The organism is Thermus neutrinimicus (genome assembly GCF_022760955.1).
Taxonomy (GTDB): Bacteria; Deinococcota; Deinococci; order Deinococcales; family Thermaceae; genus Thermus; species Thermus neutrinimicus.
This window is the reverse complement of record NZ_JAKTNU010000002.1, coordinates 188485-212244: the sequence shown is the minus strand read 5'-3', so window position 1 is coordinate 212244 and position 23760 is coordinate 188485. Positions and strand designations below refer to the sequence as shown.

Annotated in this window: 23 protein-coding genes; 7 read left to right on the top strand and 16 right to left on the bottom strand. The window is 66.7% G+C overall.

All coding sequences use genetic code 11. The features are described 5' to 3' along the window. Positions 1-49: 49 nt before the first annotated feature. From L0C59_RS03000 to L0C59_RS02980, 5 genes are read right to left on the bottom strand one after another with little or no spacing between them, the layout of a single operon-like run. Positions 50-646, bottom strand: a complete 597-nt coding sequence (locus L0C59_RS03000) for a response regulator (protein WP_243089735.1) — start codon at positions 644-646, stop codon at positions 50-52. Then, a complete protein-coding gene (locus L0C59_RS02995) occupies positions 643-1608 on the bottom strand; it encodes a sensor histidine kinase (RefSeq protein WP_243089734.1) in 966 nt (321 codons plus the stop codon). Before L0C59_RS02995 ends, L0C59_RS03000 begins: the two co-directional genes overlap by 4 nt. Positions 1609-1664: 56 nt before the next feature. Beyond that, positions 1665-2549: a riboflavin biosynthesis protein RibF gene (ribF, locus tag L0C59_RS02990; protein WP_243089733.1), complete on the bottom strand. Its 885-nt coding sequence runs from the start codon at positions 2547-2549 to the stop codon at positions 1665-1667. Continuing rightward, the gene (locus tag L0C59_RS02985; RefSeq protein WP_243089732.1) at positions 2527-3015 is read right to left on the bottom strand and encodes an NUDIX domain-containing protein; all 489 of its coding nucleotides are present in this window, start codon (positions 3013-3015) and stop codon (positions 2527-2529) included. Before L0C59_RS02985 ends, ribF begins: the two co-directional genes overlap by 23 nt. Before the next feature lie 58 nt (positions 3016-3073). Further along, complete coding sequence (locus L0C59_RS02980) at positions 3074-4189, bottom strand: cytochrome c3 family protein (RefSeq protein ID WP_243089731.1); 1116 nt, start codon at positions 4187-4189, stop codon at positions 3074-3076. Positions 4190-4332: 143 nt separating this feature from the next. Between L0C59_RS02980 and L0C59_RS02975 the strand changes: the two genes are divergently transcribed. Next, positions 4333-4833: a 2'-5' RNA ligase family protein gene (locus L0C59_RS02975; protein ID WP_243089730.1), complete on the top strand. Its 501-nt coding sequence runs from the start codon at positions 4333-4335 to the stop codon at positions 4831-4833. Here L0C59_RS02975 and rpoD read toward each other — a convergent pair. Beyond that, the gene (gene rpoD / locus L0C59_RS02970) at positions 4830-6323 is read right to left on the bottom strand and encodes an RNA polymerase sigma factor RpoD (RefSeq protein WP_243089729.1); all 1494 of its coding nucleotides are present in this window, start codon (positions 6321-6323) and stop codon (positions 4830-4832) included. The two genes, L0C59_RS02975 and rpoD, sit on opposite strands and share 4 nt — an antisense overlap. Positions 6324-6347: 24 nt before the next feature. Next, on the bottom strand, positions 6348-7472 hold the full coding sequence (locus L0C59_RS02965) for a class I SAM-dependent methyltransferase (RefSeq protein ID WP_243089728.1): 1125 nt from the start codon (positions 7470-7472) through the stop codon (positions 6348-6350). A gap of 92 nt (positions 7473-7564) precedes the next feature. Here L0C59_RS02965 and L0C59_RS02960 point away from each other — a divergent pair, with 92 nt between their 5' ends. Continuing rightward, positions 7565-8782 carry an aspartate kinase gene (locus L0C59_RS02960; protein ID WP_243089727.1) on the top strand — a complete coding sequence of 406 codons (1218 nt, stop codon included), beginning with the start codon at positions 7565-7567 and terminating at the stop codon, positions 8780-8782. Further along, positions 8782-9246, top strand: coding sequence for a phosphoribosyltransferase (locus L0C59_RS02955; protein ID WP_243089726.1), 465 nt, complete (start codon positions 8782-8784; stop codon positions 9244-9246). Before L0C59_RS02960 ends, L0C59_RS02955 begins: the two co-directional genes overlap by 1 nt. Positions 9247-9288: 42 nt before the next feature. On the opposite strand, the gene L0C59_RS02950 is transcribed toward L0C59_RS02955, so the two are convergent. Genes L0C59_RS02950 through L0C59_RS02925 form a run of 6 tightly spaced genes read right to left on the bottom strand, consistent with a single transcriptional unit; the run spans position 9289 to position 17986 of the window. Then, positions 9289-10272: a malate dehydrogenase gene (locus L0C59_RS02950; protein ID WP_243089725.1), complete on the bottom strand. Its 984-nt coding sequence runs from the start codon at positions 10270-10272 to the stop codon at positions 9289-9291. 39 nt (positions 10273-10311) lie between these two features. Further along, on the bottom strand, positions 10312-12042 hold the full coding sequence (dnaG, locus tag L0C59_RS02945; RefSeq protein ID WP_243089724.1) for a DNA primase: 1731 nt from the start codon (positions 12040-12042) through the stop codon (positions 10312-10314). Continuing rightward, complete coding sequence (locus tag L0C59_RS02940) at positions 12021-14687, bottom strand: AAA family ATPase (protein WP_243089723.1); 2667 nt, start codon at positions 14685-14687, stop codon at positions 12021-12023. The genes dnaG and L0C59_RS02940 overlap by 22 nt, the downstream gene beginning before the upstream one ends. A 1-nt stretch (position 14688) precedes the next feature. Then, on the bottom strand, positions 14689-15138 hold the full coding sequence (locus L0C59_RS02935) for a hypothetical protein (RefSeq protein WP_243089722.1): 450 nt from the start codon (positions 15136-15138) through the stop codon (positions 14689-14691). Between the two features lie 9 nt (positions 15139-15147). Continuing rightward, positions 15148-17349, bottom strand: a complete 2202-nt coding sequence (locus L0C59_RS02930; RefSeq protein ID WP_243089721.1) for a DEAD/DEAH box helicase — start codon at positions 17347-17349, stop codon at positions 15148-15150. Positions 17350-17365: 16 nt separating this feature from the next. Continuing rightward, positions 17366-17986 carry a GNAT family N-acetyltransferase gene (locus L0C59_RS02925; RefSeq protein WP_243089720.1) on the bottom strand — a complete coding sequence of 207 codons (621 nt, stop codon included), beginning with the start codon at positions 17984-17986 and terminating at the stop codon, positions 17366-17368. 30 nt (positions 17987-18016) lie between these two features. On the opposite strand from L0C59_RS02925, the gene L0C59_RS02920 reads away from it, so the two are divergent. After that, the gene (locus tag L0C59_RS02920) at positions 18017-19096 is read left to right on the top strand and encodes a PIG-L deacetylase family protein (protein WP_243089719.1); all 1080 of its coding nucleotides are present in this window, start codon (positions 18017-18019) and stop codon (positions 19094-19096) included. Here the strand turns inward: L0C59_RS02920 and scpB are convergent. Together scpB and L0C59_RS02910 are read right to left on the bottom strand one after the other, a co-directional pair. Continuing rightward, a complete protein-coding gene (gene scpB, locus L0C59_RS02915; protein WP_243089718.1) occupies positions 19043-19564 on the bottom strand; it encodes an SMC-Scp complex subunit ScpB in 522 nt (173 codons plus the stop codon). The two genes, L0C59_RS02920 and scpB, sit on opposite strands and share 54 nt — an antisense overlap. Then, entirely contained in the window at positions 19557-20147 is a 591-nt protein-coding gene (locus L0C59_RS02910) for an L-threonylcarbamoyladenylate synthase (RefSeq protein ID WP_243089717.1), read from the bottom strand. The genes scpB and L0C59_RS02910 overlap by 8 nt, the downstream gene beginning before the upstream one ends. Between L0C59_RS02910 and pilC the strand changes: the two genes are divergently transcribed. Then, positions 20146-21366, top strand: coding sequence for a type IV pilus assembly protein PilC (gene pilC / locus L0C59_RS02905; protein ID WP_243089716.1), 1221 nt, complete (start codon positions 20146-20148; stop codon positions 21364-21366). The genes L0C59_RS02910 and pilC overlap by 2 nt on opposite strands. Here the strand turns inward: pilC and L0C59_RS02900 are convergent. Continuing rightward, positions 21341-21793: an EVE domain-containing protein gene (locus L0C59_RS02900; RefSeq protein ID WP_243089715.1), complete on the bottom strand. Its 453-nt coding sequence runs from the start codon at positions 21791-21793 to the stop codon at positions 21341-21343. The two genes, pilC and L0C59_RS02900, sit on opposite strands and share 26 nt — an antisense overlap. Before the next feature lie 70 nt (positions 21794-21863). Between L0C59_RS02900 and L0C59_RS02895 the strand changes: the two genes are divergently transcribed. Further along, positions 21864-22346 (top strand): hypothetical protein, encoded by a 483-nt coding sequence (locus L0C59_RS02895; RefSeq protein WP_243089714.1) that lies wholly within the window; start codon positions 21864-21866, stop codon positions 22344-22346. Between the two features lie 9 nt (positions 22347-22355). Next, the gene (locus tag L0C59_RS02890) at positions 22356-23723 is read left to right on the top strand and encodes an FAD-binding oxidoreductase (RefSeq protein ID WP_243089713.1); all 1368 of its coding nucleotides are present in this window, start codon (positions 22356-22358) and stop codon (positions 23721-23723) included. Positions 23724-23760 lie beyond the last annotated feature (37 nt).

Here is a 23760-nt window from a genome sequence, read left to right as displayed (position 1 = left end):
TTGGGCCCCTTCCGGGGAGGATTTTGGGGAATGCCAGGGCTGGGTGGCCTTAGGCCAGGCCCTGTTCCCGGGCCCAGCGCACCAGGTCGGGAGTATCCAGGAGGCCTAGCTTGTTCAGGGCCCGCCCCTTGTAGGTGGAGGCGGTCTTTACGGAAATCCCCAGGTGCTTGGCTACCTGGGAGAGGGTGTACCCCTGGGCCAAAAGGACTACCACCGCCCGCTCCCTTTCGGAGAGGGCCTCGGGACCTGGCTCCGCCTGCCCCTGCAAAAGAGCCTCGGTCAGGCTGGGGTGGAGGTAGCGGAGGCCCTTTCCCAGACGCTCCAGGGCCTCTAGAAGGTCTTGGTCTAAGGCGTGTTTGGGCAGGTACCCCTTGGCTCCCAGGGCGAAGGCCCGGGCCACGTAGGCAGGTTCGTCGTGCATGGAAACCACCAGGACCTTGGCCCTTTGGGCCAGGTGGGGGAGGGCCTCGAGGCCCCCCATGCCCGGCAGGTTTAGATCCAAAAGGACCACCTCGGCTTCCCAAGGGGTGGCCAGGGCCTCCTCCGCCCGGGCGAACTCCGCCGCCACCTGGTGGCCACCTTCTTCCAAAAGAAGGCGTAACCCTTTGCGCACCAGGTGGTGGTCCTCCACCAGCACCACCCTCATAGGGGTACCCCGAACTCCACCTCTGTGCCCTGACCAGGCTTGCTGCGCAGGGCAAAGCTTCCCCCCAGGCTTTGGATGCGTTCCTGCATGCCCAAAAGCCCCACGGATGGAGGGGTTATTTCGGGATCGAAGCCCCGGCCGTCGTCCTTCACCAAGCCGAAGAGGCGGTCTCCCTCTTGCCAAAGGCGCACGGATACCCGCTGGGCTTGGGCGTGGCGCAGGACATTGGTCAGGGCCTCCTGCACCACGCGGAAGAGGGCCACCTCCTTCTCCTTGGGGAGGTGGAGCAGGTTCAGCTGGGCCTCCACCTGAAGGCCGTGCTTGCTGTATTCCTCCAGGTAACGCAAAAGGGCTTCCTTAAGTCCCAGGTCGTCCAAAAGCGGCATGCGGAGTTCCCGGGAAAGCCTCCGCACCTCCTCGAGGGCCTCCGCCACCCGTTTGCGGGCCTCGGGGAGCTCCTCGGGGCGCTTTTCCGCCACCTTCAGGGTGAGGAGGGCGGCGGTGAGAAGGCTTCCCACCCCATCGTGAAGCTCCCGGCCCACCCGGCGCCTTTCCTCTTCCTGGGCAACCAATAGCTTCCCCGCAAGCTCCAGCCCTGGGCGCCTAAGGGCCAGAAGGAGGAGGGAAGGGAGGGCCTCGGGTATTTCTCGGCCTTCCTGAAGGCTCAACACCATCACCGCCAGGGTCTTCCCCCCCTGCGTCACCGGGAGGGCCACGAAGGATCCCTCCTGCACCGCCTCTTTCCGCCTCAGGGCCTCCTCGGCCAGGAGGCGGGAGCGGGCCACCAGGGGACAGGTGGTCCGGCAGGCCTGCATTTGAAAAAGGGAGAGGCCCTCGCCCACCCAGTAGGCTTCCCCACATCGGATCACCCCGGCCTCCTCCAGGGCAGCCAGGGCCCGGCGGAAGATTTCCTGCCTTCCCCGGGCTCCCACCAAGGCCTCGGCCAAGCGTGCGCAGTCCACGATTCCAGCCTACCCGGGTTCCTTGGGGAAGGATGTCCCCGGAAGGGAAGGGCCACCTAGAGGCCAAAGAAGGCCCGGGCCGAGGCCACATCCTGGGCGATCTGGGCCTTGAGCTCCTCGAGGCTTTCGAAGCGCCTCTCCTCCCGCAGGCGCTTGAGGAAGGACAGGCGCATCTCCTCCCCGTAAAGCTCCCCGGCAAAGCCCAGAAGGTGCACCTCCAGCCTCCTTTCCATGCCGTTTACCGTGGGCCTGGTGCCCACGTTGGCCACCCCTCTGTGGCGGCCAAAGGATCCCTGGGCCTCCACCGCAAACACCCCTGGCGGGAGGATCTTCTGCGGATGGACGGCCAGGTTGGCGGTGGGAAAGCCCAGTCTCCTCCCCAGCTTGTCCCCTTCCACCACCACCCCATAGGCCCCATAGGGCCGGCCCAGAAGGTGGCGGGCCTCCTCCACCCGGCCCTCTTGCAAAAGGGCACGGATGCGGCTGCTCTTCACCGGTTCCCCTCCCAGGGTTAGAAGGGGAACGGTGCGTACCGGGGCCACCTGGGCCAGATCCTCCGGGCCACCGCCCCGGCCCTTGCCAAATCGGAAGTCTTCCCCCACATAGATGCGGCTGGCTCCAAGCCTTCTGAGGTCCTCCAGGAACTCCCCCGCCTCCCTTTGGGCAAAGGTTTCGTTGAAGGCCACCGCCAGGATCAGCTCCACCCCGAGGGCCCTGAGGGCCTCCACCTTCTCCGTTAGGTCCATCAGGAACCCTTCTCCCCGGGTGAAGACCTTGGTGGGAGGGTCAAAGGTGTAGACCAGGAGGGGCTGGTGGAGGCTTTTGGCCTCGGCCAGGGCCTGGTGGAGAAGGTGCTGATGGCCCAGGTGCACCCCGTCAAAGGAGCCCACCGCCACCACCTTGGCCCCCTGGGGAACGTCAGCGACCTCGGAGAAAAGCATGGTAGTAGAGCACGCCCACCAGGCCGGTGGCGGAAAACTCCACCTCGCCCTTCTGGTGCATCTCTAAGGCCTTTTCCGGCTCCAGCCAGACCACCTGGATCTCCTCGTCTTCGTCCGGGGTGGCCTGGGCCTCCCTCAGGTTGCTGGCCAGGAAGACGTGGGTCTTTTCGTCGGTGAAGCCCGGGGAGACGTAGTAGCTGAAAAGGGGCGCAAGATCCCCCGCAAGCCCGGTTTCCTCGGCCAGCTCCCGGCGGGCAGCCTCCAGGGGGTCCTCTCCGGGTTCTATGAGCCCTGCGGGGATCTCCAGAGGAGCGAGTCCCACCGCCGGGCGGTGCTGGCGCACGAAGAGCATCCTTCCGTCCCGCACGGCTACGATGGCCACCGCGGGCTTGTGTTCTACAATCTCATAGCGGCCCTCTAAGGCCAGGTTCAGGATGCGGCCCCGGTAGAGGTAGGTGCGGCTCACGCTCCCATGTTAAGGCCAATGGCCCCGGGGGACATCCCCCGGGGCCACCGCAGGGGGATCACTCTAGGGCGTTCAGGGTGGCCAGGAGGACGGCGCGGGTGTAGGTGGGGTTGTGCACGCCCTTGGAGCCGTCGTTCTCCAAGAGCAGGTAGTTCCAACTGGCCCGGACGATGGGGTCCTTGGTGGGGAAGACCGGCTGGCCCTTTTCGTCCCGGATGTCCCCAAGCTGGCTGTGGAGCACGGTGCCGTCGGTGAGCGTCATCTTGAAGGCGATCTGCCCGGCGATGGAAACGATCTCTACCCGGTAAACCGGGGCCTTTACCGGGGTGTTGGGGATGAACTGGCCGGTTTCGGGGTGGTAGGCCCGCACGGTCTTGATGCGGTCCCTAACTGCAAGTACCCGGGCGTTTACCTTGCTGCGCAGTAGGGAGAGGAGGTGGGCGGTGTTTTCCTGGACCATTTCCTTGGTGTACTTGGCGCCGTGACAGGAGGCGCAGAGGTTTTCCGGGGTCTTGAAGGTGTGGCTGGAATACTCCCCGGTCCCCGCCAGGCTCATGTGGCAGGTGGAGCAGGCGTTCCCGGTGAAGAAGGCGTGGGGGTTGGGCCACTCCTTGGAGTCGTCTACGAAGAAGGCGTTTTTGCCCAGGATCACGTCCCCTTGACTCGAGGCATGGGGGTAGGTGTAGCGGCCTGGGTCCTCGGTGTTCCAGGCGATGCGGCCGTTTCGGCTGTTGTGGCAGGTGATGCACAGGGCGGCGTTGCCCACGGCCGTGGCCTTAAACCCCGAGGGAAGTATGGGGGTGTCGTTGGCCAGGCGCAGATCCCCGTCCTCGTCATGGCAGGCCTTGCAGGTGACGGGCTTCACCTGATCCCTGGTCAGGCCCAGGGATTTGAGGTAGTCCACAGTGGCCGGCTTGCCGTCCGGGCCCACCAGGTTCCCGGGGTTGCCCTTTTTGAGCTGATCCAGCCAGGCGATGAAGCCCTGCTCACTGTGGCAACGGGCGCAGTGGGCGGCGGCCTCGGCCCGGGCTTCCACCGTGGCCACGCTCAGGGTTTTGGCCCCCATCACCCCGTTGTTGTGGGCGCTTTGCTCCCACTCCTTTTGGATGGCCTCCTTGTTGGACAAGGCCACCATCAGACCAAGGGCCAGCAGGGCCAGTAGGGCTCTTTTCATAAAGCCACCTCCTTACAAGGATAGTTCACACCCCTGTTAGCGCTTAAGTCAAGGGTAATATGTCCTGGAAAGCGGGGTAGAGGGGGGTTTCCTCGAGCCCACCCGATGAGGGCTTGGGTAGGCCCAGCGGGTATACTGACGGCGTGTATGGGGTGTTGGTGTGGCCTCCGGAGGACCTGAGGCGTTTTTTGGAGGAGCTTCAGGCCTCCCATGGGATCAGGGGCTTCGGCCCCCCGCACCTTAACCTGCGCCAGCCCTTTGATTGGCCCTACGAGGAGGAGGCCCTGAAGATCGCCCTTGCGGGGATTCTTCGGGGCCATGCCCCCTTTCGCCTGCGCCTCGGGGGGTGGGGGTATTTCCCCCAGGGGGTGGTCTACCTGAGGGCCTACGGGGGTACCCCCTTCCGGCGCCTCTACCACGCCCTGGAGCCCTTGGCCCCGCCCCTGAAGGAGATCGAGGGGCCCAGCTACCTACCCCACATCACCTTGGCCCTGGGGCTATCCGAGGAGGAGGCGAGGAGGCTGGCAAAAGAGCTTCCTCCATCCCCGAGGCGCTCCTTTTGGGTGAGGGAGGTGGCCTTGGTGCGGGACGAGAACGAGGGCCACCTCCAGGAGGTGGCCCGTTTTCCCCTCGCCCTTGGCTAATCCAGGAAGTCCCTGAGCTTCCGGGTGCGGGACTCGTGGTACTTGAGTTTCCTCAGGGCCTTGTTCTCAATCTGGCGGATCCGCTCCCGGGTGACCCCGAAGTAGGCCCCCACCTCCTCGAGGGTGTGCTCCCGCCCGTCGATCAGCCCTTTGCGGAGCTTCAGCACCATGGCCTCGCGTTCGGAGAGCTTGGAAAGGGCCTTTTCCAGCTCCTCCGCCAGGAGGCTCTGGGCGGCGGCGTCCACGGGGGAGGGAAGGTTCTCGTCGGGGATGAAGTCCCCGTAGAAGCTGTCCTTCTCGTCCCCAATGGGGGTTTCCAGGGAAACGGGTTCCTGGGCGATCTTGAGGGTCTCCTCCACCCGCTTGGCGTCCCAGCCCGGGCCCATGGCCTCAGCGATCTCCTCGTAGGTGGGCTCGCGGCCCAGTTCCTGTTGGAGGGTGCGGGCGGTGCGGGAGAGCTTGTTGATGGTCTCCACCATGTGGACGGGGATGCGGATAGTGCGGGCCTGGTCGGCGATGGCTCGGTTGATGGCCTGGCGGATCCACCAGGTGGCGTAGGTGGAGAACTTAAAGCGCCGCTTGTACTCGAACTTTTCCACGGCCCGGATGAGGCCTTGGTTACCTTCCTGGATCAGATCCAGGAATGAGAGCCCGCGGCCGGTGTACTTTTTGGCGATGGACACCACCAGCCTCAGGTTGGCCTCTATGAGGTGTTGCCTGGCGGCCTCCCCCTCGCGGGCGAGGTGCAGGTAGCGCTTAAGCTCCTTGGGAAGGCTTTTGAGCTTTTGGTCAATCTCCTCCACCGTCTTGGGGTCCAGCCTCTCCTTTAGGCCGGGGATCTGGGCGACGCGGGCCGTCCCCAGGATCTTGGCCCGCACCACCTCCCGGATCAGGTCCTGGTCCAGCCCCGTGGCCTCGGAGAGCTTTTTGATGGCCTCCATCCCCTCCTCCACCTTCCTGGCCAGCTCGATCTCCTCCTCCAAGGTGAGGAGGGGGACCTGGCCGATCTCGTGCAGGTACTGGCGCACGGGATCGGAGGTGGAAACCTTGGGCAGGGCGAGCTCCTCCTCTTCCTCGAAGAGCTCCTCTTCCACCCCGCCCAGGTAGTCCGGGGAGGGACCTTCCCCGGGGAGGAGGAGGTCGTCGGCTTCCAGGTAGCCCTCGTCCGCTATGGGATCCAAGGGCTCGTCCAGGAAGATCTCGGGGGCAAGGTCGGGCTCCTCCGCCTCCAGGTGGGGTTCCTCCAAGGCCTCCTCGAGGGGGCTTGGGAGGGAATCCTGGGCCACGGCCGCTACCTCCTCCTCAGGAGGGGTTTCCCCGTCTGCCTCCAGGGGGGCCGGTGGGGCCTTCTTCCGGTTTTTGGAGGTGTCTCCCTTAGACCCCGCCTTGGGGATTTTTTCCGTGGCGGTGGCGGGTTCTTGGGTCTGGAGGGCCACCTTTTCCTCTTCGTGAGCGGCAACCTGCTTCACCTTGCTCTTGGTCTTCTTCAACGCAGACCTCCCTCCTTGGGGTTTTCATCCCCGTTTGGCCTTCTCGGCGAAAAGCACCTTGTACTCCCTCACCAAAAGCGTCCTGAAAGCGCCAAAGCGCTCTTCCAGTAGGGGTTCGTACTTGAGAAAGGGGTTTGCCACCAGGAAAAACCCACCGCCCGGCTTCAGCCGGGCCGCCGCCGCTTCCACGAAGGCCTGGGCCACATCCAGGATGACCGCTCCCCCCACGTGAAAGGGGGGATTCGTAACTATGATGTCAAATACCTCGCCTTCTGTCAAGGCCTCGTCCACGTCGGAGTGGAGCACCCGGGCGGTAAGGCGGTTTTCCGCCAGGCTCCTTTCCAAGGAAAGGACCGAGACCAGGTCGTCCTCGAGGGCCGTCACCTCCCCCCCAAGCCGGGCCAGGGGCAGGGTGAGGGCTCCGTAGCCTGCCCCCAGGTCCAGGATGCGCCTGCCCTGGATGCCTTCCCGGCCCACCTCCCCCAGCAGGGCTTCCAGGAGAAGCACCGAGGCCCTGTCCACCTTCCCTGCGGAAAAGACCCCAGGAAGGTGAAAGAAGGCCAAGGCCTCCCCCAAAAGCCTTGCCTGGAACTGGTGCCAGAGGGGAGGTAGGGGTGGCGCTTCCCGTTCCTTTTCCAAAAGGGCCACCCGCACCGGGCCCACCCGCTTTAGGACCGTGCCGTAGCCCAGAAGGGCCTGGGCCTCCTTGAAGTAGCGCTCAAAGCCCTTGTTCTTGTCCCCAGCCAGGTAGGCCCGCCCCCCCATCCTCAAGGCCCGGGCGGCAGCCGCCAAGGTGGCCTGCACGTAGGCGGTGCCCCGGCCTGCGGGCAGGGCCAGGACCACCAGGTCGAAGGCGTTTTCCTCCGCCTCCCAAGGAGGGGCCAGGCGGGCCTCGAGGCCGCTGGCCTGAAGGCAACGGAAGGCGGCCCTGGAGGTTTCCAGTCTCGCCACCTCCATCCGGCCCTCCAGGGGCAGGCTGGCCAGACCCACCCCGGGATTCAGGTCCAAGGCTCTTTGGCCAAAGGGGGCCACGGCGGCCTGGAGGGCCTCGTAAACCGGGTCCCGGTACCCCCGGGCCCCCGGCTTCACGTAAAGCACCCCCCCGGGCCGGGGCAGGGGGGTGAGGCGGTGGTACTCCGCTAGGGTCATGCCCACACGCCAAGGATACGGGGCTTGGGGTGAAGGGGCAAATGTGATACTATTCCTTTTCAAGCCGCCCCTTGGGCGGAAAGGAGGCAAGCGTGTCCCTGGTCGTGCAAAAATATGGCGGCACCTCCGTGGGCGACCTGGAGCGCATCCACAAGGTGGCCCAGCGCATCGCCCATTACCGGGAAAAGGGGCATAGGCTGGCGGTGGTGGTTTCCGCCATGGGCCACACCACCGACGAGCTCATCGCCCTGGCCAAGCGGGTGAACCCGAGACCGCCCTTCCGGGAGCTGGACCTCCTCACCACCACCGGGGAGCAGGTTTCCGTGGCCCTCCTTTCCATGCAGCTTTGGGCCATGGGCATCCCGGCTAAGGGTTTTGTGCAACACCAGATTGGCATCGTCACGGATGGCCGCTTTGGCGATGCCCGGATCCTCGAGGTGAACCCTAGCCGCATTCAGGAGGTTTTGGAAGGAGGGTATGTGGCGGTGATCGCCGGTTTCATGGGCACCACCCCCGAGGGGGAGATCACCACCTTGGGCCGGGGGGGGTCGGACACCACCGCCGTGGCCATCGCCGCTGCCCTGGGGGCCAAGGAGTGCGAGATCTACACGGACACGGAAGGGGTTTACACCACGGACCCCCACCTGATTCCCGAGGCCCGGAAGCTGGAGGTGATCGGCTACGACCAGATGCTGGAGATGGCTGCCCTGGGGGCCAGGGTCCTTCACCCCCGGGCGGTGTACTATGCCAAGCGTTACGGGGTGGTGCTCCACGTGCGCTCCAGCTTCTCCTATAACCCCGGTACCCTGGTGAAGGAGGTCAACATGGAAATGGGCAAGGTGGTGACGGGTGTGGCCCTGGATCTGGACCACGCCCAGATCGGTCTTATCGGTATCCCCGACCAGCCGGGGATCGCCGCCAAGGTCTTCCAGGCCCTGGCCGAGCGGGGTATTGCCGTGGACATGATCATCCAGGGGGTTCCCGGGCACGATCCCTCCCGGCAGCAGATGGCCTTCACCGTGAAGAAGGATTTCGCCCAGGAGGCCCTCGAGGCCCTAGAGCCTGTTTTGGCCGAGATCGGGGGAGAGGCCCTTCTCCGCCCCGATATCGCCAAGGTGTCCATCGTGGGGGTGGGCCTGGCCTCGGCCCCGGAGATCCCGGCCAGGATGTTCCAGGCGGTGGCCTCCACCGGGGCCAACATCGAGATGATCGCCACCAGCGAGGTGCGCATCTCCGTCATCATCCCCGCCCAGTACGCGGAGGCCGCCTTAAAGGCGGTGCACCAGGCCTTCGAGCTGGATAGGCCCTAATGGAAAGGCACTTCCTTTCCTGGGAGGGGCTCCTTCGCCTGGTTCGCCATCTGGCCGGTAGGCTTCAGGAGGAGGAGTTTGACCTCATCCTGGGGATCGCCCGGGGTGGGCTCATCCCCACCGCCCTTCTGGCCCAGGCCCTGGGGGCTCGGGACATCCTCACGGCGGCGGTGATGTTCTACGAGGGGGAGGAAACCCTTCCTGAGCCCGTGTTCTTGCAGTTTCCGCCGGACCCGTTGCTTTTCGGCAAGCGGGTTCTGGTGGTGGATGACGTATGGGATTCGGGGCGGACGGCCCTGGCGGTGAAGGCCAGGGTCCGGCAGGCGGGCGGGTTTCCCCTGGTGGCCACCCTGCACTTCAAGCCCGGCCGAAACCGGGTGCCGGACCAACCCGACGTGTACGCGGAGGCCACGGAGGCCTGGGTGGTCTATCCCTGGGCCCCGGAGGTCTGGCCCAAAACCTGACCCCGCCCAGGCCAAAGGCCTGGGCGGAGGTCCGGCCAGGCCCTAGATTAGCCCTAGGGCCTTCACCTGTTCCATCTCGTCCAGAAGCTCCTTTGCGGTGATCTCCATCCGCTTCCTGGCGAAGTCGCCTATCTCCAGGCCCTGGACGATCTCATACCGCCCGTCCTTCGCGGTGACGGGGAAGGAGTAGACGATCCCCTCGGGAACCCCGTAGGCGCCATCCGACGGGATGGCCATGGAAACCCAGTCCCCTTCAGGGGTGCCCAGGGCCCAGTCGCGGATGTGCTCGATGGCGGCGTTGGCGGCGCTGGCGGCGCTGGAGGCTCCCCGGGCCTGGATGATGGCCGCTCCCCTTTGGGCCACGGTGGGGATGAACTCCTTCTCGTACCACTCCATGTCCACCAGCTCCAAGGCGGGTTTCCCGTCCACTTCCGCGTGGAAGAGGTCGGGGAACATGGTGGAGGAGTGGTTGCCCCACACGGCGATGCGGCGGATCCGGTCCACGGGGACCCCCGTCTTCTTGGAAAGCTGGGCCTTGGCCCGGTTGTGGTCCAGCCGGGTCATGGCGGTGAAGTTCTTCGGGTCAAGGCCCTGTGCGTTTTTGTAGGCGATGAGGGCGTTGGTGTTGGCGGGGTTGCCCACCACCAGGACCTTGACGTCCCGCTTGGCCACCTCGGCCAGGGCCCGTCCCTGTTCGGTGAAGATCCTGCCGTTCATCTCCAGGAGGTCACGGCGTTCCATGCCTGCCTTCCTGGGGGCCGCCCCCACCAAAAGGGCGTAGTCGGCGTCCTTAAAGGCCACCTTGGGATCATCCGTGGCCACGATCCCCGCCAAAAGGGGGAAGGCGCAGTCCTCCAGCTCCATGATGACGCCGTCCAGGGCTCTCAGGGCCTGGGGAATCTCCAGGAGCTGAAGGATCACGGGCTGGTCCTTCCCCAGCATTTCGCCTGCGGCGATGCGGAAAAGAAGGCTGTAACCGATCTGGCCTGCAGCGCCGGTGACCGCCACACGAACCGGGCTTTTCATCCTTTACCTCCTTGGGCCCATGCCCAGGAGGATTTTACCCTAAAGCTTCCGGTAGATGCGCCGTTCCGCCTCTATGGCCTGGTCCAGTTCCTGGATTTCCCGCAGAATCTCTAGGCTGGGATTGCGGCTGAGCTCCTCCTTCAGCCTGGTCCGACGCTCCAGGTAGTAGGCTTCCCGCAGGCGGGCCAGGGTTTTCTCCAGGATCTCGGGGAATCGGGGCTCGTCCACAGGGGGAACCAGCATGAGCCTTTCCAGGAGGATGCCCCCCGCCTCCTTGCGGCTTAGCACCTGGCGCAGGTAGTCCCGGCGGGGTTCGCGGCTGGCCAGCTCCAGGAACTCGGAGAGCAAGGAGCCTTCCGGGGGCCAGACGTGGAGGGCCGTGTGGTGCACCCACTGGGCGAAGCGCTCCTCCGGCAGGGAGAGGAGGAGGGCTATCACGTCCAGCTCCAAAAGGAGCACCCGGTTTTTGGGCTCGGCCTTGGGGGGTTGGGGGGGTGGGCGCCGGCCCCGCTTGAGGCTGGCCAGGTAGTCCTCCAGCTGGCCCAGGGGAAGGCCCAACCGCTCCATCACCAGGGCCTTGAGGCGGTCGGCCACGGGGTCGAAGGGCTCGGGGGAGAGCATCCTGGGGGTGAGGGCCTCCAGGACCTTTCGTTTGTGCTCGGGACGGGTCAGGTCCAGGCCCCGGGTGGCCTCCTGGAAGCGGAACTCCACCTCGGGAAGGGCTTCTTCAAGGGCCTTCTGGAAGAGGGCCGGGCCCTCGGGGAGGAGGAGAAGCTCCCCGGGGTCCTTGCTTGGCAGGCGCACCGCATAGAAGAGGAATTTCCGGGCCAAGGAGAGGTCCAGGCTCTGCAGGGTGGCCCTCTGCCCGGCCTCGTCCGAGTCAAAGGCCAGGTAGACCTCCTTCACCTCCTGCATCTCCAAAAGGCGGGCCTGGTCCTCGGAAAGCCCCGAGCCCAAGACCGCCACCGCCTCGGTGAAGCCCATCTGGTGCAGGGCGATGGCATCAAAAAGCCCCTCCACCACGATGGCCCGTCCCTGGCGTAGCTTGGCCTTGGCCTCCGGGTAGGCGAAAAGCACCTGCCGCTTGCGGAAGAGGGTGGTTTCCTGGGAGTTCAGGTACTTGGGGGTTTCCTCCCCCAGGGCCCTCCCCGTGAAGGCCACGATCCGGCCCAGGTGATCCTTGATGGGGAAGGTGATGCGGTTCCTAAAGCGGTCGTAGAAGCGCCCGTCCTTTTCCGCCAGGACCCCAGCCTTTAGGCCCTCCTCCGGGCTGATGCCGTGCCGGCTCAGGTGGGTGAGGAGGCCGTCCCCCCTGGCCGGGGCATAGCCCAGGCCAAAGCGGGCGAGGCTCTCCGGGGAAAGCCCCCGCCCCTTCAGGTACTCCTGGGCCTCGAGGGAGGCCTTAAGCCCCTCCAGGAAGTACTCCTGGGCCAGCTTTAGCACGTCCAGAAGCTCCCGGCGCTTGAGGGGGCTACCCGCCTTGGGGATCTCCACCCCCGCTTCCTCCGCCAGGCGCTCCAGGGCCCCCAGGAAGTCCAGGCCCTCGATCCTCTCCACGAAGGCGAAAAGGTCGCCTCCCGCCTTACAGCCGAAGCAGTGGAAGAGCCCCTTCTCCTCGTCCACGTAAAAGGAGGGGGTCTTCTCCTGGTGGAAGGGGCAGAGGCCTTTCCAGCGGCCGCGGCCTGCGGGCTTCAGGACCACGTACCGGGAAACCACCTCCTTTAGGGAGAGGCGGCGCTTGATGGCCTCTACCGCTTGTGCCGTGTCCATCCTGCCCCCCGCTTACGCCAAAGCCCGCGGACCCACCTTCCCAGGATACCGTAGCCGCGGAGGGTGCCCTCCGGCTCGCTTCCCGCCAGAAAGGCGTGCCAGACCTGGGTTAGGGGCACGGAAGGGGTGAAGCTTAGGAGGTGGTCCACCTTTTCCCCTTCCTCCCGGAGGAGCTGGGCCCTGAGGAGCCTGGCCACCTCCAGGTGCACCGCGAATCCCGTGCGGTGGGTCTGGTAGAGGAGGTACTGGGAGAGGGCCTGGGCCTTCCTGGGGGCCTTGGGCCACAGGTACAGGGCCAGGGAGGTGAGGGCCAGGTGGTAGACGTAGGGGTTGGAAAGCCGGCGCGCCTCCCGCAGGGCCTCCTTGAGGAGGGGGGTGGGGTCCAGGCTCCTCTGCCAGCGGTGGTGGGCCAGGGCCAGGATGCCCAGGCCCTTGCCGTCGGGGTGCTTCAGGGCTTCCTGGAAGAGGTCCTCCCGAAACTGCCCCTTGAGGGTCCAGGCGGAAAGCAGGGCTGCCGCCAGCCAGGGGTGGGAAGCCTCCCGGTAGACCCGCTCCCCTTCCTCCAGGGCCTGCCCCAGGCGGCCGGTTTCCAAAAGGAGGCGGAGCCGGGTGGCGTGGTAGCGGGTTTGGGCCTCCAGGTCCCCCTCGGGTTCTAAGGCCAAAAGGGCCTCCGCCTCCTCGTAGCGGCCCAGGTCCATGAGGAGGCCTGCCCTTAGGCTTAGCCGGTGGAGGCGTAGGGGGGCGGGGACCAGGGGATGGGGCTCGGTGAGCACTTCCAAGGCCCGCCGAGGCTGGAAGGCCCGCCACAGGGCCCCCGCCACCTGGAGGCGGGCCTGGGCCTCCTCCACGGGGTAGGGTTTGAGGCCCGGGAGGAGGGGAAGGAGGGCGAGGGGGTTTTGGGCCTGCCGGAAGGCTTGCAGGATGGGGTCTTGGGACCTGGGGCCCCCTGGGGCTTCCTCCCCTTGGCCCAAGGAGGCCTGGGCGTCCTGAAGCTCCTTTCCCAGGGCTTCCCGCCAGGGTGGGGGGGCGGCCTCGAGGGCCTTTTGGTAAAGGGGTATGGCCCGTTCCGGCCGGCCTTGTCGCCAAGCTTCCTGGGCCAGGAGCCTGAAGGCCTGGGCGGCCTCCCGCCCCCGCGCGGCCAGTTTTAGGTGAAGGGCCATGGGCCAGAAGGCTCCCCTCTCCCGGTAAAACCGGGCTGCCGCCCGGTGCCAGGCCTTGGCCTGCTCCTCAGGCACAAGGGTCCGGGCTGCTTCGACCACCTCGGGCAGGGGCCGGCCCCCTTGGGTGAGGCCCTCCTCCTCCAGGCGGGCGGCGGAGAAGGGGCCCGCCAGCTCCCCTAGGAGCTCCCTAAGGTGGTCTTCGCGCCGTTCCTCCTCGGGAAGGCTGGCCCGGGCTTCCTCCGTAATCCCCAGGATCAGAAGAGCCTGCCGCTCCGCCGGGGGTAGGGCGTCCAAGGCGGGTTGCAGGGCCAGGAGGGGGGGTGCCTTTAGACCCCCCACCTCCAGGGTGGGGTGAAAGAGGGGCCTCCGGCTTTCCACCAGGACCATCAGGTTGGGGAAGGGATGCCGGAGCAACTCCCGCAGGGTGCGGTCGGGGGCGTGGAGGTTTTTGGCTACCAGGAGCAGGGGATGGGGCAGGTTTTGCAAAATCCCCTTCCAGGCTTCCCTGATGGCCGCCTCCAGGGTCTCACGGTCCCAGGGGGGGCGGGCCACCCCCGCCAACCTAGCCCCTTCGGGGCCCGTTTCCTCGAGGCCCAGGCTGTACCTAAGGGCCAGGGAAAGCTCCGGGGGAAGCTCCGCCAGGGCCAGAAGGGCCTCCACCCGGCCAAAGGCCCGCTCCACCGCTTGGCGCAGGGTGGTGCGCAAGGGGGTTTCCGGACCCATGCGCTCCAGGACCACCGCGGGGTAAGGGGGGTTTTCCAGAAACTTCTCCAGGAGGAGGCTCTTCCCGCTCCCCGGGGGGCCCACCAGGTTGAGGCGGGCTGGGGGGTGGCGAAAGGTTTCCTGGAGAAGGCGGAGGAGGGCCTGGCCTTCCGGGCCCAGCTCCACCCGGACCGCCCTAACGCGAAAAACCTCCACCGCCCCTAAGCCCTTGGCCTCCCGAGGGCCCAGCCCCTCCGCCTCCACCCCCGGGGCCAGGGCCAGGGTTTGGGGTTCGGTGAGCACCTCCCCGGGGGAGGCCAGTTTGCTGAGCCTTTCCGCCAGGACCACCGCCGGGCCCACCGCGGTGGGCTCCCCCGCCTGGCCGTTTCCCAAAGGGGCCCAGAGCACCTCCCCGCTGGCCACCCCAGCCCGGGCGGGTAGGCTTGAGGTGCGCACCATCTCCAAGGCCGCCTCCAAAGCCCGCCAGGGTTCCTTTCCCCGGGCCCTAGGGGCCCCGAAGAGGACCAGGATCCCGTCCCCCAGGAAGCGGTGGACAAACCCCCCTTTGGCCCGGGCTACCCGGGCCGCCTCCTCCAGGGCCCCCTGCAGGTGGTGGTAGGCGGTCTGCAGGCCGGCCTGGAAGTGCCGGCTGGAGTCCACCAGGTCGTAGAAGAGGACGCTTACGTAACGTTTCTCCTCGGGCAGAAGGGCTCCCAGGGCCCGGCCGCAGGCCATGCAAAACCGAGCTTCGGGAGGGTTTTTCTGCCCGCACTCGCAGCGCATCTCACTCCCGGAAGAGCATCAGGGGGGGCCAGAGGAGGACCTCTGCCTCCTCGGGTAAGGGAACCTCCGCATAGACCAGCACGGGCACGGGGGCCTCGAGGAGGTAAAACCCTTCCCCCAAGGGGGTGGCCTTACCTCCCAGGCGGTAGCTGGCCCCTTCACGCCCCAAAAAGCCCTCCCCCTTCAGGGGCTTGGCCTGGCGCACCACCCCGTGCAGGAGCACCTGCACCACCCCCGTGGGCGCCGGGGGGGCTCCGCGGTCAAAGGCGTAGAGCATCTGGCCCCGCACCATGACCTCCAGCACGGGGCTTCCCCAAGGCTCCGGGAAGAGGTGGGCCTCCACGGCGTGGGCCCGGAAGCGGGCGAAGAAGGTTTCGGGGCTTTCCTCGATGGCGTGGCCTTTCGCCTGGCCCGGGGAAGGGGGAACCGGAGGGGGGTCCTGGGGGACCATGAGAAGAGTTTAGTGCAGGGTCCTTTGGGGAAGGGAGAGGGTGAGGCTGGCGGCCAACATAAGGGCTGCCTTTTTGTCCAGGTACTGGTTGCCGTTCCCGCACTTGGGGGAGAGGACGCAACGGGGACAACCCTCCTCGCAGGGGCAGCCCTTGAGGAGCTCCAAGGCGGACCGGATCCACTCGGGGAAGCGACGGGCTGCTTGCCGGGCGTAGCCCACACCCCCTGGGTAGCCGTCGTAGATGAAGATGGTGGGGCCGCTCCCCGAGGGCAGGGGCCTTGGGTAGAAGGGGTAGGAGAGGCCCCCGATATCCTGCCTTTCGGCCAGGACAAAGAGGGGTAGGAGGCCGATCATGGCGTGCTCCAGGGCATGGATGCCCCCGGGGATCTGGTGGGGAGGGACCACCAGGGGAGGGTGGAACCAGAGGGCCTCGGTGGGGAAAGAGATCTCGGGAAGCTCCAGGGGGATCTCCTCCAGGACGCCACCGGTGTAGAAGCGCTTCTTGGCGTAGGCCACCACCCTTTCCCTCAGCACCACCTTGCCCACCCAGACCCCATGGCCCACGGCCTCTCCCGCGAGGACCTCCAGGTCGGTTTCCACCCGGGGCTCGGTGTAGTAGTCCTCGAGGGCCGGAAGAAGCCAGATCTCGCGTTTTCCGTGGTCGATGTTGCGCACCAGGTAGCTCTCCCCCCCGTGCAGGTAGACCGCCCCGGGGTGGGCCTCCCAGTAGGCCTGGCGTTCGTCCAGATGGCCCAGGACCTCCCCCTCCGGTCCCCGCAGGGTGAAGGTGGCCCCCAGGCCCCGGAGGCTTAGGTCCCGGTGGGGGCGGCGCTTTGGTGTGTGGTAGCGGCCTTCCTTCTCCTCGAGTTCCGCCAAGGCCTCCGGGCAGAGCACCTCCTCCCGCACAAGGGGTTTTTCCCAGGCGGCGGCATGCAGGTGCAGGGGGCAGAGGACGGGGTTTTGGGGGTCGGCCACCGCCGCCTCCGGGGGGCTCCTGAGGAGAAGCTCGGGCCGATGGAGGAAGTACTCGTCCAAGGGATCCTCCCGGGGGATGTAGACCACCAGGGCCCTTCGCCTTCCCCTGCCTGCCCGGCCCGCCCGTTGCCAGAAGGCGGACACGGACCCCGGGTAGCCCACCAGGGCCACGGCGTCCAGCTCCCCGATGTCCACCCCCAGCTCCAAGGCGCTGGTGGAGACCAGGACCCGCACCTCCCCAGACTTCAAGCCCTCCTCCAGGCGGCGCCTTTCCTTGGCGGTGTAGCCCGCCCGGTAGGGGCGCACCTTGGGGTGGGCGGCGTAGCGGGCGATGAGCTCCGCGCTTTTCCGGGCGTTGGTGAAGATGATTCCCCTTAAACCCCCTTCCGCCAGGGCCCGGGCCAGGTAGGCGGCCTCCAGGAGGGGGCTTCGCCGCCTTTCCCCCTTGGCGTCCAGGGGCTTGGGAAGGAGCACCAGAAGCTCCCGCTCCGAGCGGGCCACCTCCTCCCTTAGCTCCACAAAGGGAAGGCCGGTGAGGGTTTGGGCGTGTTCCTTGGCGTTGCCGATGGTGGCGCTGGCGGCGATCACCTGGGGGTCTGCCCCATAGTGGCGGGCCAGGCGTAACAGGCGGAAGAGGACCAGGGCCACGTGGGTCCCGAAGACCCCTCGGTAGGCGTGAAGCTCGTCCAGGACCAGGTAGCGGAGGCGGGAGAGAAAGGGGGCGAACTCCCCGTGCCGGGGCAGGAGGCCAAAGTGGAGCATGTCGGGATTGCTGAGGAGGATTAGGCCCTCCCGCTTGGCCTTCCGCCGCACCTCCCCCCCGGTGTCCCCGTCGTAGGGGTAGATCCCCTTTACCCCCAGGGCCTCCCCCATGGCCTTAAGCCGCCTCAGCTGGTCGTGGGCCAGGGCCTTGGTGGGGAAGAGGAGAAGGCTCGTCTCCCCCTCCAAAGCCGCCTTGAGCACCGGCGCCTGAAAGACCAGGCTTTTCCCGGCGGCGGTGGAGTAGGCCATGACCACGTTTTTCCCCTCCTCCACGCGAAGGAGGGCTTCCTTCTGGTGGGCGAAGGGCTTCAGGCCCAAGGCCTCGAGGACCCCGGCGAAGACCCCCCGGTAGGGGACGGTCTTGGGAGGGATTTGGGGAAGGAGGCGGGCGAAGACGATCCGCCCCCGGAACTCCGGGTTGGCCTCCAGCCATTCCCGGTAGCTTTCCCATCCCCTCAGGGCCTCGGGCAGCACCCTCTCATTATGGCCTCTAAAGCTCCTTGACCCAGACCTCGTGGACCACGGGATGGCCGTGGTAGGGAGCCCAGAAGGGGCTGGCCCGCTTGGCGTAGAGGCGGAAGCCCAGGCTCTGGTAAAGCCTCCTGGCGGCGGCGTTGGCCCGGGTGGTGGAAAGCTGCACGCCCTTCACCCCCTTTTCCTTGAGGCATTCCAGGAACTCCGCCAGCAGGGCCTTTCCTATGCCCCTGCCCTGGGCTTTGGGGTCCACGGCGATGTGCAGGTGGGCGGGGTAAAGCCCCTTTGGGGCCTTGGGGCCCCGGTACAGGAGGAGCCTGAGGAGGTAGCGGAGGTGGGGTAGGGGCGGGCCGTAGCGCCCGAGGAGGAGTTTCAGGAGGAGGAGGGGCAGGCGGGGAAGGAGGTAAAGGGTAAGGGGAAGGTCTGAGCAGGCTCCCAGGATGTAGCCCAGGATCGCCCCTTCCTCCTCCGCCACCCGCTGGCAGCACCCCCGCCTGAGGTAGGGGGCCACGAAGAGCTCCCCCCATAGCTCCCGGCTGGGGAAGACGGAAGGCCCTGCCCGGCCCAGGAGGAGGGTTTCGTGGGAAAGCCGGGCGATGGCGGGGAGGTCCTTTTCCACCGCGGGGCGCAGGACCATAGGACCACTCTAGCCCGTAAAATGCCTTTCATGCGCCGCCTGGCCCCCTGGCAGTGGCTTCTTCTCCTTCTGGCCCTCTACCTGCTCTTGGCGGAGGCCCTTAGGCTTTGGCTCGGCCTCCTCTGGGCCGAGCGAGTGGGGCTCGTCCTGGCGGCCTTGGGGGTGTGGGCCTTCATCAACGGGCGCTTTATCTTTGCCTATTACCATGCCCTCTTCACCTCCTTTCGGGTGCGGAGGCTACCCCTAGCCCCAGAGCCAGGGCCAGGGGAACACCTTCTGGTCCTGGCCCCCCATCCCGATGACGAGGTGCTGGCGGCGGCGGGCCGGATGCGCCGCACCCTGGAGGCGGGAGGGCGGGTGAGCGTGGTCTACCTTACCTCGGGGGATGCCTTTGACCTGGCTGCGGGAAGCCCCTTGCCCTCCCGGGAGGCCATGCGCCGCCTGGCCCTAAGGCGCATGGTGGAGGCTTGGCGGGGCCTCGAGGCCCTGGGCCTTCCCCGGGATAGCGCCTATTTCCTCGGTTTCCCCGACCAGGGGCTTTTCGCCCTCTTCACCACCCACTACTACCTGCCCTACGAAAGCCCCTACACGGGGCTTAAGGCGGTGGCCTACCCTGGGTGTTACCGCCCGGGCCTCCCCTATACGGGCAAGGCCCTGGAGGCCACCCTGGTGGAGCTCCTTTCCTCCCTCAAGCCCACCCGCATCCTCCTGCCAAGCCCCCTGGATGCCCACCGGGACCATCAGGCCACGGGTTACTTCGGCATGCAGGCGGCGGCCTCCTTGGGCATGGAGGGCAGGCTGGAGTACTACCTCATCCATGGGGGGTACCAGTATCCCCTGCCCAAGGGCCTCCATCCCCGGCTTCCCCTTTACCCGCCCCCTAGGGGTAAGGGCCTTCCCTGGCGGCGCTTTCCCCTGGGGGAGGAGGAGGTGCGCCTCAAGGAAAAGGCCATCCGCGCCCACAGAAGCCAGATGCGCCTCCTGGGCCGCTTTCTTTTGGCCTTCGTGCGGCAGAACGAGCTCTATAGCCCCCTTCCCATCCCCGCCCGGGAGGCCCTAGCCCCGGAGGAGGAGGGGTGGGCCGTCCTCGAGGGGCGGGAGGTCCTCTAGGCTCTCCAGGCCGAACACCTCCAGGAAGCGCTCGGTGGTGCCGTAGAGCTTGGGCCGCCCCGGGGCGTCCTTTTCCCCCACCACCCGGATCAGGCTCCGTTCCAGGAGGCTTTCCAGCACGCCTTCCACGCTCTTCCCCCGCATGGCCTCCAGCTCCGCCCGGGCCACGGGCTGGTGGTAGGCGATGAGGGCCAGGACCTCCAGGGCCGCCTTGGAGAGGCGGGGAGGGCTGGGCTTAAGGACCCTTTCCACCGACTCCAGGGCGCTTTCGTGCACCAAAAGCCGCCATCCCCCCGCCACCCGTTCCAGGGCTATCCCCAGCTCCCCGTTCCTTAGGTCGGCCTCGAGGGCCTCGAGGGCACGGAGGAGGGTCTCCTCGGGGTAGCCCAAGGCCCGGAGCTCCTTCAGGGCCACGGGCCTGCCGGCGGCAAAGAGGACCGCGAGAAGCTCCGCCTTCAGGCTAGGCATCCTGGAGGTAGGGCAGAAGGGCTTCCTTAGGGATGGTCCCTTCCCTTAGCACCATTCCCGTGCGCAGGTCCACCACGCTGGAGGCCAAGCCCATGGCCTCCCCCGGGAAGACGTAGTCCACGGCAAAGGCCCGGGCCTCGGCCTCCGTGCGCACCGGGGGTTCTCCGCTCCTGTTGAGGCTGGTGGCGGCGGCATACCCCCCTATTCGGCGAAGAAGCTCCCTAAGAAGGGGATGGTCCGGCATCCTTAGGCCCACGGAACCATCCCGGCTGATCCAAGGGGGGATGTTTTGCCCCGGTACCACCACGGTGAGGCCCCCGGGCCAAAAGGCCTCCGCCAGGCGCAGGAACTTTTCCCTCAGGTCCTTAAGGTCCGCAAGCCTAAGGGCGCTTTCCAGGTCCGCCACCAACACCTGCAGGGGCTTCTCCTCCTCCCGTCCCTTAAGCGCGTAGATGCGCCGGCAGGCGGCCTCGTCCTCCATCCGGGCCAGCACCCCCCAGACGGTGTCGGTGGGAAAGGCCACCAGCCCCCCCCGCCCAAGGGTTTCCGCCGCTTCCTGCACCTTCTGGTATACTTCTACCATGCCAGTCTACCAGTATAAGGCCCGCGACCGCCAGGGCCGCCTGGTGGAGGCCACCATCGAGGCGGAGGACCTGCGCACCGCTGCCAGGCTCCTCAGGGACCGGGGACTTTTCGTGGCCGAGATCAAGGAGCCGGGGAAAGGCCTGCAGGCCGAGGTGCGCCTTCCTGCCCTGGAGAGGGGCCCTGGGCTCAAGGACCTGGCCATCTTCTCCCGGCAGCTGGCCACCATGCTGGGGGCAGGGCTTACGCTTTTGCAGTCCCTGGCCATCCTGGAAAGGCAGACTGAGAACAAGAAGTTCCGGGAGATCATCAAGAAGGTCCGCACCGACATTGAAGGGGGTATGGCCTTCTCCGATGCCCTGGCCAAGCACAAGCTCTTCTCCCGGCTGTACGTGAACCTGGTGCGGGCCGGGGAGACCTCGGGTGGGCTGGACGTGATCCTGGACCGCCTGGCCACCTTCCTGGAGAAGGACCTGGAGCTCAGGGGCAAGATCCGTAGCGCCATGACCTACCCCGCCATCGTCTTCGTCTTTGCCGTGGGCGTGGCCTACTTCCTCCTCACGGGCATCGTGCCCCAGTTCGCCCAGATCCTCACGGACCTGGGTTCGGAGCTTCCCCTTCTCACCCGCTTCCTCATCGCCCTTTCGGACTTCCTGCGGGCGGCCACGCTGCCTTTGGTGCTTTTGGCGGTGGTCCTCTTCTTCGTGTACCGCTGGTACTACGGGACCCCTCAGGGGCGGAAGGTGGTGGACCGGATCAAGCTCCGCGTACCCGTCTTCGGCAACCTCAACCGCAAGACCGCCGTGGCCCGCTTCTCCCGTACCCTGGCCCTCCTCCTTTCCAGCGGGGTGAACATCGTGGAGTCCTTGGACATCACCAAGGGGACGGCGGGCAACAGCGTGGTGGAGGAGATCGTGGACACGGCTAAGCTCAAGGTCCAGCAGGGGGAGCCTTTAAATCTCACCCTGGCCCAGCATCCCTTCGTTTTCCCCCCCATGGTGAGCTCCATGGTGGCCATCGGGGAGGAGACGGGGGCCCTGGACACCCTCCTTTCCAAGATCGCCGACTTCTACGAGCGGGAGGTGGATGAGGCGGTGGCCAGCCTCACCGCCGCCATAGAGCCCCTCATGATCATCTTCCTGGGCGTGATCGTGGGGATGATCGTGGCGGGGATGTTCCTGCCCCTCTTCAAGATCATCGGCACCCTTTCCGCGCAATAAGCCCTTCGGCCACCTCCGGGGGAACCGGCATCACGGAAAGCCGGTTCCCCTTTCGCACCAAGGGGTGGTCCTGGGGGAAGCAGGCCCTCAGCTCCTCCAGGGGGATGAGGGGCCAGGCCTCGAGGAACTCCACCTCCACCGTGTACCATCTGGGCTTGTCCCGGGTGGCCTTGGGGTCAAAGTAGGGGCTACCTGGTTCGAACTGGGTGGGGTCGGGGAGGAGGGTCCGCACCACCCGGCAGAGCCCGGCGATGCCTGGGGGGTTGGAGTTGGAATGGTAAAAGAAACAGAGATCCCCCACCTGCATCTGCATCAGGTAGTTCCGGGCCTGGTAGTTGCGCACCCCGTCCCAGATGGCCCTTCTTTCCCGTCTGAGGTCCAGGATGCTGTAGACCTCGGGTTCGGATTTCAGAAGCCAGTAGGCCATGGCCAAGAGTCTAAAGGAGGCTTTAGCCTGGGTAAAACCTTCCGGGAGGGTTTTGGGGAAGGATGGAAGCATGAGGGTCCTTCTTCCCCTCCTGTGGCTCCTTTCCGCCTGCACCCTGACCCTGGAGGCGGTCTACCCGGGGCACGGCATCACGGGCTTAAGGACACAGGATACCTACTGCACCGCAGGCAACACCCGGCTGGACTTCGCCTTTGACCTGGAGGGAAGGTTGGACGGGCTAGAGCTCCTCTTTCTGCCCGAAGGGTTTGCTCCCCACCAGGCGCGCCCGGGGGAGCGGTATGCCCTTTTGGCTCCCATCCATGCGGGGCGGGTGCAGGGCTTTTTGGAGGTGACCCCCGAGGGGGAGGTGCTGGCGGTGTCCCTCACCTCGCCGGGAAGCCTCTCCCTTGGGCCCCAGGGGATCATCGTGGAACCTTTGCCCCACCGAAGGCTCTGGTTGAGGGGATATACCGGGGGTCTAAGGGGGCCCTACGTGCGGGCGGCCAACCCCGTGCGCCCGGAGTCCTCTCCCCACTGCGACCCCACCTGGTAGCCTTAGGGCATGGGGGTCCGGAGGATACCTTCCCTGGCTGAGGCCGTCCGCTCCGAGCTCAAGGCCCTCTTTGGGCCCCGGGCGTTGCTTTCCCGCTCGGAAAAAGGGGTTTACCGCTACGACGCCATCCTGGTGGGGCCGGAGCCCTTGGCGGTGGTCCTGCCGGAATCCCGGGAGGAGGTCCAGGCCCTGGTGCGTCTGGCCCGGCGGCACGGCCTGCCCCTGGTGGCCCGGGGTGCGGGAAGCGGTTTGAGCGGCGGGGCGGTTCCCGAGGAGGGAGCCCTCGTGGTGGCCTTCACCCGCATGACCCGTCTGGAGCTGGACCCCGGGGGCCGCACCGCCTGGGCCGAGCCCGGGGTGACCACGGCCAGGGTTTCGGAGGAGGCCAGGCCCCACGGGCTTTTCTACCCCCCTGACCCCGCTTCCCTGCGCACCAGCACCCTGGGAGGGAACCTGGGGGAGAACGCCGGGGGGCCCCTTTGCTTCAAGTACGGGGTCACGGGGGACTATGTGCTGGAGCTGGAGTTCGTGGATGCCTGGGGCGAGGTCCACCGCCTGGGTCGCCAGGCCTACGACCTGCCAGGCCTTCTCATCGGTTCCGAGGGGACCCTGGGCCTCATCACGGGGGTGCGGGTGCGGCTTCTGCCCTTGCCCCGGTACCGGGCCACCCTGATGGCGGCCTTTTCCGAGGTGGGCGCCCTGGCGGAGGCGGTCTCCCAGGCCATCGCCCAGGGGGCAGTGCCCGCCAGGCTGGAGTTTTTGGACCCCACTTGCGTGAACGCCGTGGAGGACTACCTGGGCATGGGCCTTCCCCGGGGGCACGCCCTCCTCTTGGCGGAAACCGATGGGGACAGCCTCGAGGTGGTCCAGGAGGAGCTTTCCCTGGTGGAGGAAACCGCCAAAGGCCTTGGGGCCAGGGTGCAAAGGGCCCGGGACGAGGGGGAGGCCGAGGCCCTTTGGCGGGCCAGGCGGAGCGTGAGCCCGGCCTTGGGCCGCATCCGCCCCAAGCGGGTCAACGAGGACATCGCTGTGCCGAGAAGCCGTCTTCCCCAGGTGGTGCGGGAGATTTCCGCCTTGGGGGAGGCCTTTGGCCTGGTGGTGGCCCAGTTTGGCCACATCGGGGACGGAAACCTGCACCCCAACATCCTCTTTGACCCGAGGAGGGAAAGCGAGGAGCGGGTTTGGGAGCTGGCCCACGAGATCGCCCGGGTGGCCCTAAGGCATGGTGGGGTCCTTTCCGGGGAGCACGGGATCGGCCTCATGAAGCGGGAGTTCCTGAGGGAAGCGGTGGACGAGGCCACCCTCGAGGCCTTCCGCACGGTCAAGGCCACCCTGGATCCCCAGGGCATCCTGAACCCGGGAAAGCTCCTCCCCTAGTTCGGTTTTTTTTCACGGGGCTTTCACGGGAACCCGT